At 69.2% G+C, this 18,408-nt stretch carries 12 protein-coding genes and 2 pseudogenes; 10 read left to right on the top strand and 4 right to left on the bottom strand.

Annotated elements, in window-relative coordinates; all coding sequences use genetic code 11:
* Positions 1-32 precede the first annotated feature (32 nt).
* The 3 genes and pseudogenes from ACSYGN_RS01565 to ACSYGN_RS01555 all read left to right on the top strand — a co-directional run.
* A pseudogene (locus ACSYGN_RS01565) lies at positions 33-452 on the top strand (cellulose-binding domain-containing protein); the annotation flags it as partial.
* The gene (locus ACSYGN_RS01560; RefSeq protein WP_460403155.1) at positions 447-1,421 is read left to right on the top strand and encodes a hypothetical protein; all 975 of its coding nucleotides are present in this window, start codon (positions 447-449) and stop codon (positions 1,419-1,421) included. The pseudogene ACSYGN_RS01565 and the gene ACSYGN_RS01560, both read left to right, overlap by 6 nt.
* A gap of 238 nt (positions 1,422-1,659) precedes the next feature.
* Positions 1,660-2,145 (top strand): hypothetical protein, encoded by a 486-nt coding sequence (locus tag ACSYGN_RS01555; protein WP_460391001.1) that lies wholly within the window; start codon positions 1,660-1,662, stop codon positions 2,143-2,145.
* A 37-nt stretch (positions 2,146-2,182) separates the two neighbouring features.
* On the opposite strand, the gene ACSYGN_RS01550 is transcribed toward ACSYGN_RS01555, so the two are convergent.
* On the bottom strand, positions 2,183-2,920 hold the full coding sequence (locus ACSYGN_RS01550) for an SGNH/GDSL hydrolase family protein (RefSeq protein WP_460390999.1): 738 nt from the start codon (positions 2,918-2,920) through the stop codon (positions 2,183-2,185).
* Between the two features lie 381 nt (positions 2,921-3,301).
* A complete protein-coding gene (locus ACSYGN_RS01545) occupies positions 3,302-3,910 on the bottom strand; it encodes a TetR/AcrR family transcriptional regulator (RefSeq protein WP_460390997.1) in 609 nt (202 codons plus the stop codon).
* A 371-nt stretch (positions 3,911-4,281) separates the two neighbouring features.
* Here ACSYGN_RS01545 and ACSYGN_RS01540 point away from each other — a divergent pair, with 371 nt between their 5' ends.
* The 3 genes and pseudogenes from ACSYGN_RS01540 to ACSYGN_RS01530 all read left to right on the top strand — a co-directional run bounded on the left by ACSYGN_RS01540 (position 4,282) and on the right by ACSYGN_RS01530 (position 8,589).
* Positions 4,282-5,916, top strand: coding sequence for a GH39 family glycosyl hydrolase (locus ACSYGN_RS01540; RefSeq protein ID WP_460390995.1), 1,635 nt, complete (start codon positions 4,282-4,284; stop codon positions 5,914-5,916).
* Between the two features lie 230 nt (positions 5,917-6,146).
* A complete protein-coding gene (locus ACSYGN_RS01535) occupies positions 6,147-7,412 on the top strand; it encodes an IS701 family transposase (RefSeq protein ID WP_460390556.1) in 1,266 nt (421 codons plus the stop codon).
* 191 nt (positions 7,413-7,603) lie between these two features.
* Positions 7,604-8,589, top strand: a pseudogene (locus ACSYGN_RS01530) (IS5 family transposase).
* Between the two features lie 168 nt (positions 8,590-8,757).
* Here the strand turns inward: ACSYGN_RS01530 and ACSYGN_RS01525 are convergent.
* Both ACSYGN_RS01525 and ACSYGN_RS01520 read right to left on the bottom strand, forming a co-directional pair.
* Positions 8,758-9,603, bottom strand: a complete 846-nt coding sequence (locus ACSYGN_RS01525; protein WP_460390993.1) for an LLM class flavin-dependent oxidoreductase — start codon at positions 9,601-9,603, stop codon at positions 8,758-8,760.
* 354 nt (positions 9,604-9,957) lie between these two features.
* The gene (locus ACSYGN_RS01520; protein WP_460390991.1) at positions 9,958-10,938 is read right to left on the bottom strand and encodes a LacI family DNA-binding transcriptional regulator; all 981 of its coding nucleotides are present in this window, start codon (positions 10,936-10,938) and stop codon (positions 9,958-9,960) included.
* A gap of 250 nt (positions 10,939-11,188) precedes the next feature.
* Between ACSYGN_RS01520 and ACSYGN_RS01515 the strand changes: the two genes are divergently transcribed.
* From ACSYGN_RS01515 to ACSYGN_RS01500, 4 genes are all read left to right on the top strand, one after another.
* Positions 11,189-12,496 (top strand): MFS transporter, encoded by a 1,308-nt coding sequence (locus ACSYGN_RS01515; protein ID WP_460390989.1) that lies wholly within the window; start codon positions 11,189-11,191, stop codon positions 12,494-12,496.
* Positions 12,493-13,269, top strand: a complete 777-nt coding sequence (locus ACSYGN_RS01510; protein ID WP_460390987.1) for an alpha/beta hydrolase — start codon at positions 12,493-12,495, stop codon at positions 13,267-13,269. The genes ACSYGN_RS01515 and ACSYGN_RS01510 overlap by 4 nt, the downstream gene beginning before the upstream one ends.
* On the top strand, positions 13,266-15,914 hold the full coding sequence (locus tag ACSYGN_RS01505; protein WP_460390985.1) for a family 78 glycoside hydrolase catalytic domain: 2,649 nt from the start codon (positions 13,266-13,268) through the stop codon (positions 15,912-15,914). The genes ACSYGN_RS01510 and ACSYGN_RS01505 overlap by 4 nt, the downstream gene beginning before the upstream one ends.
* A gap of 96 nt (positions 15,915-16,010) precedes the next feature.
* Complete coding sequence (locus ACSYGN_RS01500; RefSeq protein WP_460390983.1) at positions 16,011-18,368, top strand: glycoside hydrolase family 3 C-terminal domain-containing protein; 2,358 nt, start codon at positions 16,011-16,013, stop codon at positions 18,366-18,368.
* Positions 18,369-18,408: the final 40 nt, after the last annotated feature.

The raw sequence follows: 18,408 nt of genomic DNA, 5'->3' as shown, positions 1-18,408 counted from the left end.
CATGAGATCCACAACAGCTCAGGAGTCGCCTCATGAGGTCCCCCAACGATCACCGCCTTCGCAGGCGGATCATGCGTCCCGTCCCGATTGCTGTCGCTTCCGTCCTGGTGGCGGGGGCCGTGGTCGCCGTACCGATGATGGCGAACGGTGCGGAGTCCGCGTGCAGTGTGTCCTACAAGGTCTCCGGGCAGTGGGACAATGGTTTCCAGGGCGCCGTCTCCATCACCAACAACAAGAGCAAAAAGCTCACCAGTTGGAAGCTGACCTTCGACTTCACCGGCGGTCAGAAGGTCGCGCAGGGCTGGAACGGCACCTGGAAGCAGTCCGGCACCACCGTGACCGTCAAGAACGCCGACTGGAACGGCAGCGTGGCCGCCGGGGCATCGGTGAGCACGGGCTTCGTCGCGTCGCGGTCCGGGTCCAATCCGTCGCCCTCGACGTTCAAGCTGAACGGCGTGAAATGTGAGACCGGCTCGGCGAGCCCGACCGCCTCCAGCACAGCAGCGCCGACCTTCAGCGAATCCAGCAGCCCCACGGCCGGCGCCACCACCAAGCCGAGTGCCACCGCGTCGCCCAGCGCGAGTGCCAGCACCGGCGCCAGTGCCACTGCCAGTGCCAGCGCCACGCCGACCGCGGCAGCCACGACGACCTCCGCCGCGTCGTCCGGTGATGAGTGGAACCCGCCGTCCGCCCTGGTCAAGCCTTTGAACGAGGTCTGGAACCACGTCGAGTCCACGTACTCGGACCTGTACGGTTTCAAGAACTACGGCTGGGACCAGGTGATCGCCAATAAGGGCACCGTCAACTACTGCGTCCGCTGGGACTCCGACACGACGGTGACGGCCGCCACCCGGGACAAGATCCACTCCGCCATCAAGACGCAGTACGCGAAGTGGATGGACTCCCTCGTCGAGAACGGCAAGGGCTACAACGAGTGGCCCTACACCAGTGTGAAGGTCAACATCGTCGGCTGGGCGGTCAAGAACCGTTCCACGCTCCAGTGGAGCGACAACTCCGTGCCCATCTACACCAACCTCGACAGTGACGGGGCACCCCAGTGCGCACCCGGCTGCGGTCGCTTCTTCCACCAGGACGGCGACTATTCGCAGTGCCCGGGCAAGGAAGAGGCCCACTACGACCAGTCGCTCTGGCTCACCAAGGGCTTCTCGGGCGGCGCCGGGGGAGACTGGGGCCAGCGTGTCGGCCAGGAGTACTTCGTCAACGCCCTCGGCCAGGACAACATCCATATCTACCTGCACGAAGTGGGACACACCTTCGGCCTGGACGACTTCTACGACTGGACGCCGACCGGTGTCTCCGGCTTCATCATGAACGCCGGAAGCGCCACCGAGATCACCACCTTCGACAAGTGGATGCTGCGTGACTTCTGGCGTCACCTGAAGAACCGTTACGGGTACTGAGTGCCTTGAAAATGAAGCCCGGTGCGGATCGTCCATCGCACACCGGGGTGCCTCGACGCCCACCGGCGGGTGGGCGCGGGGGGCCGCCACAGCCAGGCTGTGGCGGCCCCCCCCCCGCCGGTGCTGTGTCGCGGGTGATTCCGGCCGCGTGCTTGCCTTTTATCGATCGTTGCGCGTCAATGACTGACTATCTGACGTCTCGTCAGAGAATGATGAATGGCCGCAGAAGAGGTGACCGATGAGAGCAGCGATCAGAAAGTTGCGGGCCACAACGACGGCCGGCGTCTGTGCGGTACTGCTCGCCGGGGCTGTGGCGCTGGCACCGGCAGCGGCCGCCGTGACTCCCGATACCGCCACGGCTGTGTACGACTGCGGGATCTATGGCAGGTCGGTCGCTCAGCTCACCGCGGACCAGAGCGGCTCGTTGGGAATGATCACGGTTGTCTTCTACCAGATCACCGCGCCGGTCTCGATCCCGTGGTCCTCCATTCATTCCAGGCTGGTACTTGCCGACACAGACGCTTACACCACCAGGACCTTCGAGGGGTACGCCAACCCGGATTTGCGGGCAGGGGATTGGCTCACCGTCGGCCCGCTGCCCGGCACGGTGTACTCGGGTGACAGTCTGAGCGCCTCCGGTGGCTCGCTGACCATGGACATCTACGGGGTCAGGATCGACTGCACCTCAAGCATGCTGTCACCGCACCCTTTCATTTTCGACTGATCCGACGTGCGCGGATCGGCGATTGTGCCCCGAGAAGTCAGCCCGTGGTCTCGTTGAGCCTCGCGGCATAACCCGCCATGTAGCCCATCAGGTTGGGATGGAAAACCGAGGACGCGTTGGTCAGGTCGTTGATCCACGGATCGGAGCCGCACGCCCCGTGGTTCTTGAACGGCTCGCGCATGTCGACGAAGGAGACCGACTCCTCGGCCGCCGCGGCCTTGGTGCCCTCGGCCAGCGCGTCGGCCAGGCCGTTCATGGCGGTGCGCTTGGCAGCACTGAGGTCGATCACCGGACAGGTGCCGGTCGAGGAGATCGTCTCCGGATAGCCGAGGACGATGATCGCGGCGCCCGGAGCCTTGGTCTTGATGTCCTTGTACAGGCCGGCGAGTTCCGTCACCATCTGGTTCTTCGCGTAGTACGACATCCAGTCGGTGGCCGTCTTGCAGTAGCTGTCGCTCTGGGTGAGACACGCCTCGGCGACGCTGGCGAACTGGGCGTCGTTGCCGCCCACGGTGAGAGTGACGAAGTCGGTTTCGTCGTTCAGGGCGGACAGTTGGTTGTTGCGCACATCCGCGATGGTCGCGCCACTGCAGGAGACGTCCTTCAGTGCGAAGTCCGAGTGCGCGGCCGCCCACTGGGCCGGGAAGCTGAGCGTGCTGCGCTTGCAGTCGCCGCTGGAACTGTCGTAATAGCCCGCACCGACCCCGGATGTGTACGAATCCCCGAGGCTCACGTATTCCAGCTCCCCCGCGGCCTGGGCGGGTGTGCTCGTCATTCCGGCCAATCCGGCGGATGCCATCAGGCCGGCAACGACAGTAGACGTTAATTTACGCACGAGTTCGTTCCTTCTGGTGATGACGTGGAATCTGAATCGATGGGGGTGCGAAGATCGTACTGCGGTTCATCAGCCATGCCAGTCGGGCCTGTTTCCGGCGAAGTGACCCTCAATTGCGGCAAATTGACTTTCCTTCAGGACGGAAAATCCTGGTGGGAGGCAGCCTCCGCACACCACCCTGCCGCGCTGCCCCTCCATCGCCCCCACCGCACCGCCCGCCGCCTGCTGTACAACCTGCCCCTGTTCCTGCCCTCCTGGCCCATGAACTGGTGCGGCCGACCGGGTGCATCATGGCCGCGTCAACATCGCGCTGCGTCCGCGTCAGGAATCGGTTCGGTCGATCAGGTCGAGAAAGCGTTGAAGAAGGCCGACGATGTCGAGGTCGGGGTCGAGTAGCCACTGGGTCTGCAGCCCGTCCAGGACGGCGAGGAGCAGCGCGGCGGTCGAGTCGGGGTCGAGCTGAGGGGGCAGATTGCCTCCGGCCTGGCGCTTGTCCAGATCGGCGACGATCGTCGCGCGTGCTTCCGCGTAGCGCTCGACGAAGTAGGCGTGTTCGGGATGGCCGGGGCGTGACGCCGCCACCGCGAGCTCCGTCCACAGGCGCATGAGCTCGGGGGCCTTCTGGTGCTCGCGCAGCACGCCCGCGAGGAAGGCCGCGGCCGACATGCGTGGGCCGACCGGGTCGGTGAGGCTGGTGCCGCGCTTCTGCTCGTCCGCGTCGCGTTGTGCCAGTACGGCTGTGAGTAGTTCTTCCTTGCTGCTGAAGTGGTGCAGCATGCCCACGGCGCTGATGCCGGCCCGGGCGGCGATGTCACGCAGCGTAGACCCTTCGTAGCCACGCTCGGCGAAGCTGGCCCGGGCGGCACGCAGGATCTCCGCGCGACGGGCGGCGGTCTTCGCGTACGGGCCCCGCTTCTCCGGCCGGTCCACTGGCAGAACTCCTATCACGAGTTGGTAACGCGGGCGATCAAAGTCTAACCCTCGTTCGACTTTTGACGATACGTTTCGCCTCGAATCTCGAACAGGTGTTAGTGATTGGGCTCGGCCCGCCCGCTCGTGAGCGGTCGGACGTGCCTGTTCGCACTCCCCGGAGGCCGTCATGCTCAGACCGCGCCGCTCGCGTCGCCGCCTCGGGCCCCCGGCCGCCGACGGTCCTCAGGCATGCCGGTCCGACGGGTCGTCCGGCTTGCTCCTGCTCCACACCAGCGTTACCTCCCCGCACGTCGCCTTGGCCGGACCGGCCGGACCGGCCGGACCGGCCAGCCGACTGAAGCCGGGGGCTTCCAGGCAAGGAGTTTCCGATGAACCAGCAGCCACAGACCGCAGGCCCTCTGACACGCCGCCAGATCGTCCTGGGCGGCACCACGGCCGCCGCAGCGGCCCTCACATCGGGACTGGCGGGCCAGGGCGCGGCCTGGGCAGACGGGGCCGCCACGGTCGGCGCGCAAGCGCTCGTCGATCTGACGAAGCCGAAGTCACCGTTCCCGCACGTGTGGGAACGCGTCGTCGGCGGCGACTGGGCCAAGCAGGCCCTGCGCCGCGACTACCAGGACCAGCTGTTCGCCTGTCATGACCAGCTCGGCATCACGTCGCTGCGCTTCCACGGCGTACTGAACGCGTCGATGAGCACGTACTTCCCGACGGTGAACGGCCGGCCGCGCAATGCGGCGTTCTCGGACGACGACTACTCGTTCTTCAACGTCGACCAGGTCTACGACGCCCTCGTCGACCACGGGATGCATCCCTTCGTCGAGCTCAGCAGCATGCCCGCGGCCCTGCAGTCGGCCGCGCCGGCCTTCGGCGTGTTCCTCTACGACTTCAACCAGATGGAGCCCAAGGACTACGCGCTGTGGGGCAAGGTCGTCGGCGACTTCGCCCGGCACATGGTGGACCGGTACGGCCTTCGCGAGGTTCGCCGGTGGCCGTTCGAGGTGTGGAACGAGCCGAACCTGTTCGTGTTCTTCAACGGCGACCAGCAGGCCTACTTCAAGCTCTACCGGTACGCGGCAGAGGCGATCAAGAACGTCGACGCGAGCCTGCAGGTGGGCGGGCCGGCGACCTCGGCCGGGCAGATGAGCTTCGGCCCTCCGCGCTCTCCAGGAGCGAAGTACTACCGCGAGTTCATGCAGTGGGCCACGGACAACGATGTCCCCGTGGACTTCGGCTCCGCGCACGGCTACGAGACCGACGACGGCGCCGGGCCGCAGGGCGCGGCCTCGTTCTTCCGGCAGAACCGGGAGGACACGCCTTCCGGGGTGCCGTTGTACATCTCCGAGACGAACGTGTCCGCGGACCTCGGCGATCCCGGGCTGGACCGCTCCGACGCTGCCGGGAGTTTCCTGCGCACGATCGTCGAGACCGCGGGCGTCGTCGATGCCTTGTCCTACTGGTCTTTCAGCGACATCTTCGAGGAGGCCGGCCAGGCGGACAAACCGTTCCACGGCGGGTTCGGCCTGCAGACGATCCACGGCATCAAGAAGCCGTCGTACCGGCTGCTGCAGATCCTCCACGAAGTGGGGGAGCACCGGGTCCCGCTCACCCTGTCCGGGGCGCCGGAGACGGTCGGCGGGGTCGCGGTCACCGGTGGCGCGGGCGGCGGAGTCGACGTGCTGCTCTACAACCACGCTCTCGCCACCGGCGATGGCAGCGACCCCGTCTCCGCGCAGCCGACGGCGCTCACCGTCACCCTGCGCGGCCTGCCTGCGGGAGCCCGGGCGCGCGTCCGGCTGATCGACGAGGATCACACCAACCCGTACCGCGAGTGGGTCGAGATGGGATCGCCGGAGTACCCCGGCCGGCGCCGGCTCCGCGAGCTCGAACGCGCCAGTGAACTCGACGACCGGCACCTCACCCTCAAGACCGACCGCGGCACCGGAGTCGGCAGCTTCACCCTCACCCTGCCCGCCGAAGGCGTCGCCGCCGTCCATCTCGGCTAGTGCCCCGACAGGCAACGTTCGCCCCGTCGCGACGTCCGGCACGCACTCTCGCCGCACCGGCCGAAGACCCAAGTACGTCCAGTACGAGGGCCTCCGGCCGGCACGCCGAGAGCACGCACCGGACGCCGCTCCTTCACGGGCAAACGTTGCCTGCCACGGCACTAGTAGTGCTTGGTCAGGTTGATGGGGCTGGTGCGTGTCCTTCGGGTCCGGTGTGGTGTTGAGGGGGTGTGACTCCGGACGAGATTGCTGTGGTGCGTGGTGAGCTGGAGGCGTTCGCGGAGGAGGTGTTCGAGCCGTTCGCGCGCAAGGACCAGCGCCGGTGGGGGCAGGTCTACCTTCGGGGACTGCTGACCGACGGCAAACGCAAGTCCATCGAGCCGATGGCCGCCCGGCTCGGGGCTGACGGCAACCGTCAGGCTCTCGCCAACTTCATCACCACCAGCCCCTGGAACCCGGCTCACGTCCGGGCCCGGCTCGCCTGGCGGATGGAGGCGGCGATCAAGCCCAGGGCCCTGGTCTTCGACGACACCGGGTTCCTGAAGGACGGGAGTGCCTCGGCGTGTGTGTCGCGGCAGTACACCGGCACTGCGGGCAAGGTCACCAACTGCCAGGTGGGCGTCTCGCTCCACCTCGCCTCCGACCATGCCTCGGCTGCGGTCGACTGGCGGCTGTTCCTGCCCGAGACCTGGGACCCGGCCTCACCGAAGGCCGACCCGTGCAAGATCGCCCGCCGCACCGCCTGCGGCATCCCGCCGGACGTCGGGCACGTGGAGAAGTGGCAGCTGGCCCTGGACATGCTCGACGAGGTCCGCTCCTGGGGGATCGAGGTGCCGCTGGCCGTCGCGGACGCTGGATACGGCGACGCCGCGGCCTTCCGGCTCGGCCTGCAGGCCCGGGGTCTTCGCTACGTGGTGGGGATCTCCACCACCATGTCGGCGCAACCCGACGACGCGGTCCCGGTGTGCGAGCCGTACTCGGGGCACGGACGCCCGCCGGTTGCGAAGTACCCCGACCCGGCCCGGTCGGTGAAAGAGCTGGTCCTCGCCGCGGGCCGGAAGGCCGCACGGCCGGTGCAGTGGCGGGAGGGATCCCGTCCCGGCACCGGCCGCTCCGGCCGCAGGCGCATGTACTCCCGTTTCGTGGCCCTGCGGATCCGGCCTGCCGGGCGCGAGATCCGGCAGGCCACCGACGGCCCGGAACTGCCCGAGTCCTGGCTGCTGGCCGAATGGCCCGCCACCGAACCGGAGCCGGTGCAGTTCTGGCTGTCCGACCTGCCCGCCGACACCCCGCTCACCACGCTGGTCCGGCTCGCCAAACTGCGCTGGCGCATCGAGCACGACTACCGCGAGATGAAGCAGGCCCTGGGCCTGGCCCACTTCGAGGGCCGGACCTGGAACGGCTGGCACCACCACGTCACCCTCGTCTCCGTCGCGCACGCCTTCTGCACCCTGCAGCGGCTGAACCGATCCCCAAAAGACACGGCGCCGGCCTGAGCCTCTACCAAGTCGTCCGCGAGCTGCAGACACTCCTCGCCCTCTGGACCGGCGCCTGCCCCACCTGCCACCGCGACATACCCACGGCGATACCAACCTGACCAAGCACTACTAGGTCCTGTCTGGAGTCCGGATCACGAGTTCGGTAGATCGCCTGCGTCATGGGGTCCCTCCTTGATAGGCCATCGGCCATGGCGCGAGGCGATCTCACCGACGAGCAGTGGGCCCTGATCGAGCCCCACCTTCCGATCGCCGCAGTCGGGCCCATCCCCGACCTGCGGAAACACTTCAACGCGGTGATGTGGCGGTTCCGCACGGGCAGTCCCTGGCGCGACCTGCCCAGCGAGTTCGGGCCCTGGCAGAGCGCGTACGACCGCTTCCGGATCTGGGCGACGCAGGGCGTCTTCCAGCACCTGATGGAGGCGGTGATCGCCGAGGCCGCTGACCGGGGTCAGGCGGACCTGGGCCTGGTCAGCGTGGACTCGGCGACAGCACGGGCGCACCACCACGCCGCCGGGATGGCACTGGAACCCGAGCAGTTGGCGGCCCTGGAAGCGGCCGCCGAGTCCGAAAAGGGGGCGCCGTGGAGGGACAACAGCCGCAGGACGGACAGTGCGAGGACGACGCGGGCGCTGAGCGGCGACGGGCCCGCCGACGGCACCGGGCCCGTCTGAAGGCCGCACAACTGGGGCGTTCCCGGGGAGGGCTGACCAGCAAGATTCACCTGGCGGCCGACCGGCGCTGCCGTCCGCTGGCGTTTGTGCTCACCCCCGGACAGGCCGGCGACAGCCCGCAGTTCGTCCCGGTCCTGGAGCGGGTGAAGGTGCGCGGGCCGGTCGGGCGTCCCCGGACCCGACCGGACGCAGTGGCCGCGGACAAGGCTTACTCCAGCCGCCGTAACCGCCGCTACCTGCGGCGTCGTGGAATCCGGGCGGTGATCCCGGAGAAGGTGGACCAGGCCGCCAACCGGAAGAAGCGCGGTTCGAAGGGCGGTCGCCCGGTCAGCCACGACGCGGCCTTGTACACCGAGCGCAACACCGTGGAGCGGTGCATCAACCGGCTGCGGAACTGGCGAGGCATCGCGTTCCGCTTCGACAAGACCCCGGAGAGCTACGAGGCCGGACTGCATCTGTGCGGTGCGATGCTCTGGCTCCGCAGCATCGCACCGCAGTCGTGATCCGAACTCCAGACAGGACCTAGCTCTCCGCTCTGAGGGACCTGCTGGGCAAAGGAGCGGCCACCGCTTGATCATGCGGTGGCCGTTTTCGGTTCTCTCGATGCTCCAGCGGCCTGTGGCGTGTCGGCGCCACCCTCAGCCGGCCGGCCGAGGAAACCGGCGTTGCCGTCATTGGACATCGGCGAGGCGGTCCACTTGGTTCGGGTCGAGGCCGTGGCAGTACAGCATGACCTCGTCGGCACCGAGGTCGGTGAAGCGGGCGATCGCATCGCGGATCGCGGAGGGCGTGGTGAGCAGTCCGGCCACCATCCGGTCGGCGACTCCGGTGAAGGTGTAATAGGCGTGCATGTTGGCCCGGGCGTCGTCGATCACCTCTTGAGGGCCGAGCGCGACGTTGACTTGCGCGACGATGCGCGGCTCGCCCTCGCGGCCGTACTCCTTCCAGAACATCCGGACGGTCTCGAACAGACTGCCTGCCCAGGAGGGTGCCGCAGCGGCGAGGAACCCATCACCCCAGCGTGCGAGGCGTTCCAGCGCGGCGGGCTGAAAGCCGCCGAACAGCACCTCGGGGCCGCCGGGCCGGGCGGGTGCGGGGCCGATCGGGCCGACCCCGTCGCCGTACGGCTCGCCGGCCCACAGGCGGCGCATCACCGCCAGTTGCTCATCCAGGCGCCGGCCTCGGCTGCGCTTGTCGATGCCCGCGGCCTGGTAGTCGTCGTCCCGGCCGCCGATGCCCAGGCCGAGAACCAGGCGGCCGTCGGTCATCCGATCCAAGGTGGTGGCCTGCTTGGCCAGGAGGGTGGTGTCGCGCAGCGGGGCAAGCAGCACCTCGGTCTGGACCCGGATGCGGGAGGTCGCGCCCGCGAGGACGGCGAGGGCCACCAGGGGCTCCGGGTTGTGGTAGACGAGCCGGTCGAGCAGGCCGAGCGTGCTGAAGGGCCCGGCGTCGGCACGCTGAGCCCAGGTGAGCAGAGCGGCAGGGGCGCCGATGGGCAGGCCGATACCGATGTTCATGAAAGAGACCTCCGAACGGAAGGGTCGACAAAGGCTGCCGCCTCTCCGGCACCTCAGCGAGGTGGAACGCTCCCGCTCTGCGGCGTACTTCCGGGGGAACGTCTCATCGAAGTGATCTGACCGTAAGACCGCCAGTTTCCGTGAGGCAAGCCAATTTGGGCCCTGCCGCAGCGCGGGCACGTCGCCAGACTCACCCTCACGGGCTTCGTCCAGACGCTCCGGCAGCGCCACCGAGTCCATGGCTGACGTATCGTCAGATACCCGTGGAGCGCCCCACGTTCACCGTGCAACGGTATCCGCTGCAGCCCGGCTGCCATCGGTCGGCTGATGCGACAGACGGGCCCGGTCGCGGGGTCAGGCGGATGCCCGGACCTGGATCCGAAGCGGGTCCTGGACGGGGTCGGCGGTGACCTGCTTCCCGTCCAGGGTGTCGACGAGGCGCCGGGCCAGGCCCCGCGCGATGATTCCGGTGTCGCGGACGACCGTGGTCAGCGGCGGCTGGGCCAGAGCGGCACCCGGGATATCGTCGACGCCGATCACGGCGAGGTCCTGCGGGGCACGCAGCCCGAGGGAGTGCAGGGCGGCCAGCACGGCGATCGCGACCTCGTCGTTGTACGCGCAGATGCCCGTCACCGGCGGGTCGGCGGTGAGCCACGTCTTCACCGCTTCTGCGGCACCGTTGGGCTCCAGGGGGACGGTTCGGGCATCCGGTTCCGGAAGGCCGAGTTCGGCGCAGACCTTGCGGACCCCGTCCAGCCGCGGCCGGGCCAGGACATCGAGTCTCGTGAGGTCCGGGTAGGCATAGCCGAGCCGGTGGTGCGCGGCGGCGAGGTGGCGGGCCTGCAGCGCGCCGATCGGTTCCTCGGACAGCAGGGGAGGCCGAAGCTCCCCCCGTACCGAGCCGTGCAGCGCCATGACGACCTCGATGCCCGCCGTCCGCATGGCGTCGACCTCGGACTGGGGGAACTCGTCCAGGGCCAGCACGGCCGCAGGGGTCATGGCCTTCCAGATCTCCCGCAGGGGCCGGGCCGGGGGAGCCGACGAGTGCACGAGGAAGGTGAGCTCGTGTTCGGCGAAGGCGTTGGTCAGCTGCTGGATGAGCCGTCCGAGGACATGCTCGATCGGCCAGTCCGGCAGCAGGCCGAGCACGACGTCCGAGCGCCCGGTCCGCAACGCGCGTGCCGCGGCCGACGGTGCATAGCCGAGCCGGTCTGCCGCGTCCCACACCCTGCGGCGCGTCGCTTCGGGGATCTTCTGGTGAGGGTTGTCGTTGAGGACGTAGCTCACCGTCGCGCGGGAGACTCCGGCCTCCCGCGCGACATCCCCGCTGGTCACACGCCTGACGCTGGACGCCCCGGCCATACACCCCACCCTTTGAACGAGCCTCTTGCCAGATCCCATTGCTGCAGCTACCTTACTCGCACAGTCAACCTACACGTTTAAGTGGCGCGTTTAAGTAACACTTTGTGACGGCATAGCTGTCGGCTCCCGCCTGGCGCCGCCCCATCCGTGCTCGTCACGTGCCTCTCACGTGCCCCTCATGTGCCCTTACGTCCCTCATCCTGGTACTCAACGAAGAGGACCCATGTCTGACCTGAAAAGCACCACGACAAGCCCCTGGAAGACCGCGATCCTCGCCGGCATGGCCTCCTACCTGGACGCCGCAGCCCTGGTGACCTCGGGAATCGCCATCGGCGGCTACTACGCCGCCCCGCTCCACCTCAGCGCCGGGACCATCGGATCCGTGCTGGGGCTGCAGACGCTGGCGTTCGCGGTCGGTGCGCTGTTCGGCGGCCGGCTCGGCGACCGGTTCGGCCGCCGGAAGATCTTCAGTTTCTCCCTCGTGCTCTACGCGGCCGGCATCCTGCTGCTCCTCGTGGCGACGGGCCCCGCTCTGCTCTACGCCGGCATCGTGGCCAGCGGTCTGGCCATCGGCGCGGACCTGCCTGTCTCGCTGGCGCTCATCAACGAGGAGGCACCTCCCGGCAAGAAGGGCACCATGGTGGTGTTCTCCGGCATGCTCTGGCTCGCCGGCATCATCGCCGTACTGGTGCTGAGTTCCTTCATGGGAGTCGGCGGCATGCTCGGCGGCCGGATCCTCTTCGCCCACCTGCTGGTCGTCGCGGTCGTCGTGCTGCTCCTGCGCCTCACCATGCGGGAGTCGGCCGAGTGGGCAGCCGCACGCCAGGCCGCCGACGCGCATGCGGCCGAGGCCTCCGAGACCATCGAGCTCAGCCAGGTCAGGGATCTCTTCCGGGCACCGACTCTCTACGCCCTGCTCGCGACCGGCCTGTACTACGCCTCCTGGAACCTCGGTGCGAACACCCTCGGCCAGTTCGGCACCTTCATGTGGACCACTCTGGCCAAGGGAGAAGTCGCACAGTACTCCCAGCTCTCCCTCATCGGACTGCCGGTCGGCTTCCTCACCGGCCTGCTGTTCATGAGGGCGGTCGACAAGCCGGCCAGACATGTGTGGTTCGCCACGGGCTCGGCCCTGATCGTCATCGCCTGGGCACTGCCCGCCCTGCTGGGCCCGAGCAAGTTCACCCTGGTCGCCGTCATGCTCATCTCCGGCCTCGGCAACTCCTTCGCGGGCGAGTCCATCTACAAGGTCTGGGCCCAGGAACTCTTCCCCACCCTGCTGCGGGCCACCGCCAGCGGCGTGACCATGGCCTTCACCCGGGCCATTGCCGGACTGGTCGCACTGGGCACCCCCGCCTTCGCCCTGGGCCACACCCGGCTGTTCTTCGGTCTGGTCCTCGGCTTCGTGGTCGTCGCGGCGGCCATCGGTCTGGCCTGGGTGCCGCGACTGCCCAAGGCCGCCCAGCCCGAAGAACCCGCCGACCTCAACGACGCTTTCACCCAGGACACGACCGGTAAGGCAGCCCTGTGATCCACCCTCACGACTTCCACTACAACGGCCTGACACTGCGCTCCACGCTGCACATCCCCGAAGGTCCGGACGGAACCCGTTGGCCTACCGTGGTGTTCGTCCACGGCTTCACCTCCAACCGGCTCGAACTGCCGAACTTCGTCGCCATGTCCCGGCTGCTGGAGGCTCACGGCATGGCCTCCGTCCGGTTCGACCTGTCGGGCCACGGCGAGAGCGACGGCGACTTCTTCGATGTGACCATCACCGGCGAGATCGCCGAGACCCGTGCGGTCCTGCGGGCTGTCCGCACGCTCGGCTTCGTCGACCCCGACCGGATCGGTCTGGTCGGGATGAGCATGGGCGGTGTGGTCGCCGGCATCACGGCCGCCGAGGAGCCCGGGATCGGCGCGCTGTGCCTGTGGTCCCCGGCCGCCGTCGCCCCGTTCGAGATCGGCGGCGGCCACCTCAAGGGCCGCAGCATCGCCGCCGAGATCGAGGAGAAGGGCTACGTCGACGCCGACGGACACCGGATGAGCCCCGCGCTCGTCGAGGACATCGCCGGTCTCGACGTCTACGGGCGGTCCGGCGCGTACACCGGCCCGGTCCGCATCCTGCACGGCGACAATGACGGCATCGCGCCCCTCGAATACGCGCGCCGCTACCTCGACCACTACAACGGCAACGCCGAACTGGAGATCGTCGAAGGCGCGGACCACGCCTGGGGATCCGTCCCGCACCGCACCGCGCTGCACCGGTCCACTCTGCAATTCCTCGGAAGGCACCTCCAGTCATGACGACGTCGAGTTTCCAGGCGTTTCACACGGTGGACACCACGACGACGGTCATCGGGCTGCGCACCGCAGACGACTCCGGACTCGTCGCCACCCCGTACCCGCAACCCCGTCTGTCGTGGTCGCTGGCGAGCGAACGGCCGGGCGTCCTGCAGCACGCCTATGAGATCCACGTCTCCGCCGACCGGTCCTTCAGCGTGGTCGCGGCATCCAGCGGAGAGGTCCGCTCCGACACGGTGGCCGACCACCCATGGCCGGGGGCCGAACCGCTGCGCAGCCGCGAGGCCCAGTACTGGCGCGTCCGCGTCCGCACCGACCTCGGGTGGACGAAGTGGAGCGATCCCGCCCGCGTGGAGGCCTCGCTCCTGCACGCCACGGACTGGAAGGCCCGCCCCGTCCACCTCCCCAGCGACCAGGGACGTACCACCCCCGGCCCGGTGCCGCTGCTCCGCCGGGAGTTCGACCTCCCGGCGGATCCGGTCTCCGCCCGGCTGTACGTCACCTCGCTGGGCATCCACCGCACAGCGATCAACGGGCGACCCGTCTCCGGCGACCTGCTGGAACCCGGCTGGACCAGCTACCCCGACCGGCTGCTCTACGCCACCTACGACGTCACCGGCCTGCTCGTCCCCGGCCGCAACGCCCTCTCCGCCGCGGTCGGCGACGGCTGGTACCGCGGCCACCTCACCTGGCACAAGAACCGCAACGTCTACGGCGACACCTCGGCCCTGCTCGCCCAACTCGAAGTCACCCTGACCGACGGCACCACCGTCACGGTCGGCACCGACGACCACTGGCGGGGCGGCTACGGCGACCTGCTGGCGGCCGACCTGTACGACGGCTGCGAGCGCGACCTGCGCCTCGAGCCCCACGGCTGGCGACTGCCGGGCTTCGACGACCGAGACTGGGAGCAGGCCGCCGCACTCCCGCTGCCCGCCGGGCTGACCCAGCGGGCCCACCCGCCCGTACGCGTCGTAGACGTCATCCGGCCCCAGCAACGGACACTGCCCGACGGCACCATCGCCGTCGACGCGGAGAAGAACATCACCGGCCATCTCAGGCTCCGCGTCGACGGCCCGGCAGGAGGCACCGTCGCCGTCCGCCACGCCGAGGTCCTCGACGACGACGGACGCCTGCTGACCAGCATCCTGCGCGGCGCCCGGGCCACGGACCGGTACACCCTGCGCGGCGGCACGGCCGAACTGCAGCCGGAATTCACCTTCCACGGCTTCCGTTACGCCGAGATCGACACCTCCCCGGGCGTCACTGTCGAGGCCGTCGAAGTGGACGTCGTCTCCAGCGACCTGCGCCGCACCGGCGAGTTCCACTGCTCCGACGAGCGCGTGAACACGCTGTACGACAACGTCGTACGCTCCCAGCGCGGCAACTTCATCGCCGTACCCACCGACTGCCCGCAACGCGACGAGCGGCTCGGGTGGACCGGAGACATCATGGCGTTCGCCCCGACGGCGTGCGCCACCTTCGACAGCCGCGCCTTCCTCGACAACTGGCTCACCGACCTGCGCATCGAGCAGCGAGCCGACGGCGCGGTCCCGATGGTCGTCCCCGATGTGCCGCTCGGTGAACTGCCGCCCAGCGACCTGCCGTTCGTCGGCACCGCCGCGGGCTGGGGCGACGCCGCCACTGTCGTGCCCATGGCGCTCTTCGACGCCTACGGCGAACGCAGCCTGCTGGACCGCCACTACACCGCGATGCGCGCCTGGGTCGAGTTCACTGCCGATCACCTGGACGACGACGGGACCTGGAGCGGCAACGCGCAACTCGGGGACTGGCTCGACCCGGCCGCCCCACCGGAGGATCCGGCGCGCGCCACCACCGACTCCGCCTATGTCGCCACCACCTTCGTCGCGCACAGCGCCCGGCTGCTCGCCGACGCGGCCCGCGAACTGGGCCACGCCGACGACGCCGACCGCTACGCGGCACTGCACCGGCGTACCGCCCGGGCCGCCTGGCACAAGTGGGGCGACCACGCCCGGACCACCCAGACCGGCTGCGCGCTCGCGCTCCAGTTCGGCATCACGCCCGCCGCCGAACGCGCCGCGGTGGGCGAGGCCCTCGCAGCCCTGGTACGCGCCAACGACGGGCGCATCGCCACCGGCTTCCTCGGCACACCCTTCGTGCTGCCCGCCCTCACCGGCACCGGCCACACGGACGAGGCGTACCGGCTCCTGCTCAACACCGAGTGCCCGGGGTGGCTCTACCAGGTCGCCCGCGGCGCCACCACCATGTGGGAGCGGTGGGACGCGATACGTCCCGACGGAACCATCGATGTCGAGAAGGCCGGCACGATGCTGTCGTTCAACCACTACGCCTACGGTGCCGTCGCCGCATGGCTCTATCGGTCGGTCGCCGGACTCCGACCAGCCACTTCCGGCTACCGCACCATCGAGATCGCTCCCCGCCCCGGAGGCACGCTCACCTCCGCCGGCGCCTCGATCGCCACTCCGTACGGCACGGCGGCCGTCGCCTGGTCGATCAGCGGCAGCACCCTCACGGTGGACGCCGTACTGCCACCCGCCACGACCGGACGGTTCAGCGCACCCCAGGGCTGGCGCCCTGCACAGGCCACCGATCGGCTCGGGTCCGGAAGCCACCGCCTGGTCCTGCATCCCGGCACCAGTAGCTGAACATCACCGTGGCACCGCGGACCGGAACGGCCGAGCACCCGTCCGGTCCGCGGTGGCCGCATGCCTTCACCCCTCACGCACCCAAGGACCCGCACCATGGCGACCAGCCAGACCAGCCAGACCAGCCAGACCAGCCAGACCAGCCAGACCAGCCAGACCAGCCAGACCAGCCAGACCAGCCAGACCAGCCAGACCAGCCACGATCGCGGCGCTGCCGAGCTGGACCTCGACGAGAAGACCGCACTGCTGTCAGGGCGGGACATGTGGACCAGCAAGCCCGCCGAACGGGTGGGGATACCCTCACTCGTACTGAGCGACGGTCCGCACGGCGTCCGGCGTCAGAACCTGGACTCCGGGCTCGACCTCTACGACAGTCATCCGGCGACCTGTTTCCCGCCCGCCGTTGCCCTGGCCTCCAGCTGGGACCCGGAACTGATCGGCCGTATGGGAGAGGCGCTCGGCCGCGAGGCCCGGGCGCTCGGTGTGGACGTACTGCTGGGCCCCGGCGTCAACATCAAGCGCACCCCGCTGTGCGGCCGCAACTTCGAGTACTTCTCCGAGGACCCGTTGCTCACCGGCGTCCTGGGCGCGGCACACGTGGCCGGAGTGCAGAGCCTGGGTGTGGGAGCCTCGGTGAAGCACTTCGCGGCCAACAACCAGGAATCCGGGCGGATGCGGGTCAGCGCCGACGTGGACGAGCGCACCCTGCGTGAGATCTACCTCCCGGCATTCGAGCGGATCGTGGTCCAGACCCGCCCTGCGACCGTCATGTGCGCCTACAACAAGGTCAACGGCACCTACGCCTCCGAAAGCCGCCGGCTGCTGACCCAGGTGCTCCGCGAGGAGTGGGGCTTCGACGGCCTGGTCGTCTCCGACTGGGGCGCCGTCAGCAACCGTGTCGCCGCGCTGCTGGCCGGCACCGACCTGGAAATGCCCGGCACTCATCGCGGCACCGACGCCGAGGTCGCGGCTGCCGTCCGCTCCGGCGAGCTCGACGAGACCGTCGTCGACACCGCCGTCGCACGGCTGCGCGCTCTGGCCGAACGGGTCCGTGCCCGGACAGAACCCGTGGCGGTGGACTTCGACGCGCACCACCGGCTGGCCCGCGAGGTCGCCGCCGACTGCCTGGTGCTGCTGAAGAACCACGACCGGGCTCTGCCGCTCGCTCCCACCGGCCGCATCGCCGTCATCGGCGAGTTCGCCGCGGCCCCGCGTCACCAGGGCGGCGGCAGCTCCCACGTCAACGCCACCCGCACCGACAGCCCGCTGGAGGAACTGCGCGCCCTGCTGCCCGAGGCCCGGGTCGACTTCGCGCCTGGTTACGGCACCCGGCGTGACGCGGACGCCGGGCGGCTTGGCGAGGAGGCGGTCGCGCTCGCGGACGGGGCCGACACGGCCGTACTGGTGATCGGCCTGCGCGAGGCCGACGAGTCCGAGGGCCGCGATCGCGAACACATCCAACTGCCCTCTGATCAAGTCGATCTGGTGCGAGCGGTGGCTCAGGTGGCACACCGTACGGTCGTCGTGCTCCTCAACGGTGGCGTGGTGAGCCTGAACGGCTGGCACGACGAGGTGGACGCCCTGGTGGAGGCGTGGCTGCCCGGGCAGGCGGGCGGCGGCGCGATCGCCGACGTGCTGACCGGCCGGGTCAACCCGTCAGGGCGGCTCGCCGAGACCATCCCGTTCCGGCTCAATGACACGCCGTGCTTCCTGAACTTCCCCGGCGAGCAGGGCCACGTCCGTTACGGCGAGGGCGTCATGGTCGGCTACCGCTACTACGAGACCGCCGAGGTCCCGGTCCGCTACCCGTTCGGACACGGCCTGAGCTACACCTCCTTCGAGCAGACCGGCTTCCGTGTCACCCCCACCGGCCCGGACACCGCCACGGTGAGCGTCACGGTCACCAACACGGGCGACCGCTCGGGCAAGCATGTGGTGCAGGTCTACGTCGCCTCTCCCGACCGCCCGGTCAGCAGCCCGGCCCGGGAACTGCGCGGCTTCACCAAGGTGGCACTCGCCCCGGGCGAGAGCGGCACCGTCGAGATCGGCCTCGACCGCCGTGCCTTCGCCTACTGGGACGTCACCCGCGACGGCTGGGCCGTCGCGGCGGGGCAGTACCAGGTCCAGCTCGCCGACAACGCCCACGACGTCGTCGCCACCGCCACCCTTGACCTGGCGGGTGACAACGTGCCGCAGCCCCTCGCCCTCGACTCTGCGGTCAGCGAGTGGTTCGGTCACCCGACGGTCGGTCCCGCCCTGACGGCGGCGATGACGTCCGGGCTCACCGAGGAACAGGCCGACGCGGTCATGGAGGAGAATGCCGACGCACTGCACCTGCTGTCATCCATGGCGATGCGTCAGTTCGCGGGGTTCCTCTCGCGGCCGATCCCGGACGAGGTGCTGGAGCGACTCATGAAGATGAGCGAAATCTCCCCAGAGCCTAGCGGCGCCTGAAGGCGGACACTTGGGCCACGGCTGCCCGCCCACCGGCGAA

The organism is Streptomyces sp. YIM S03343, from assembly GCF_054729195.1.
This window is presented reverse-complemented; position numbering and strand designations above follow the sequence as displayed.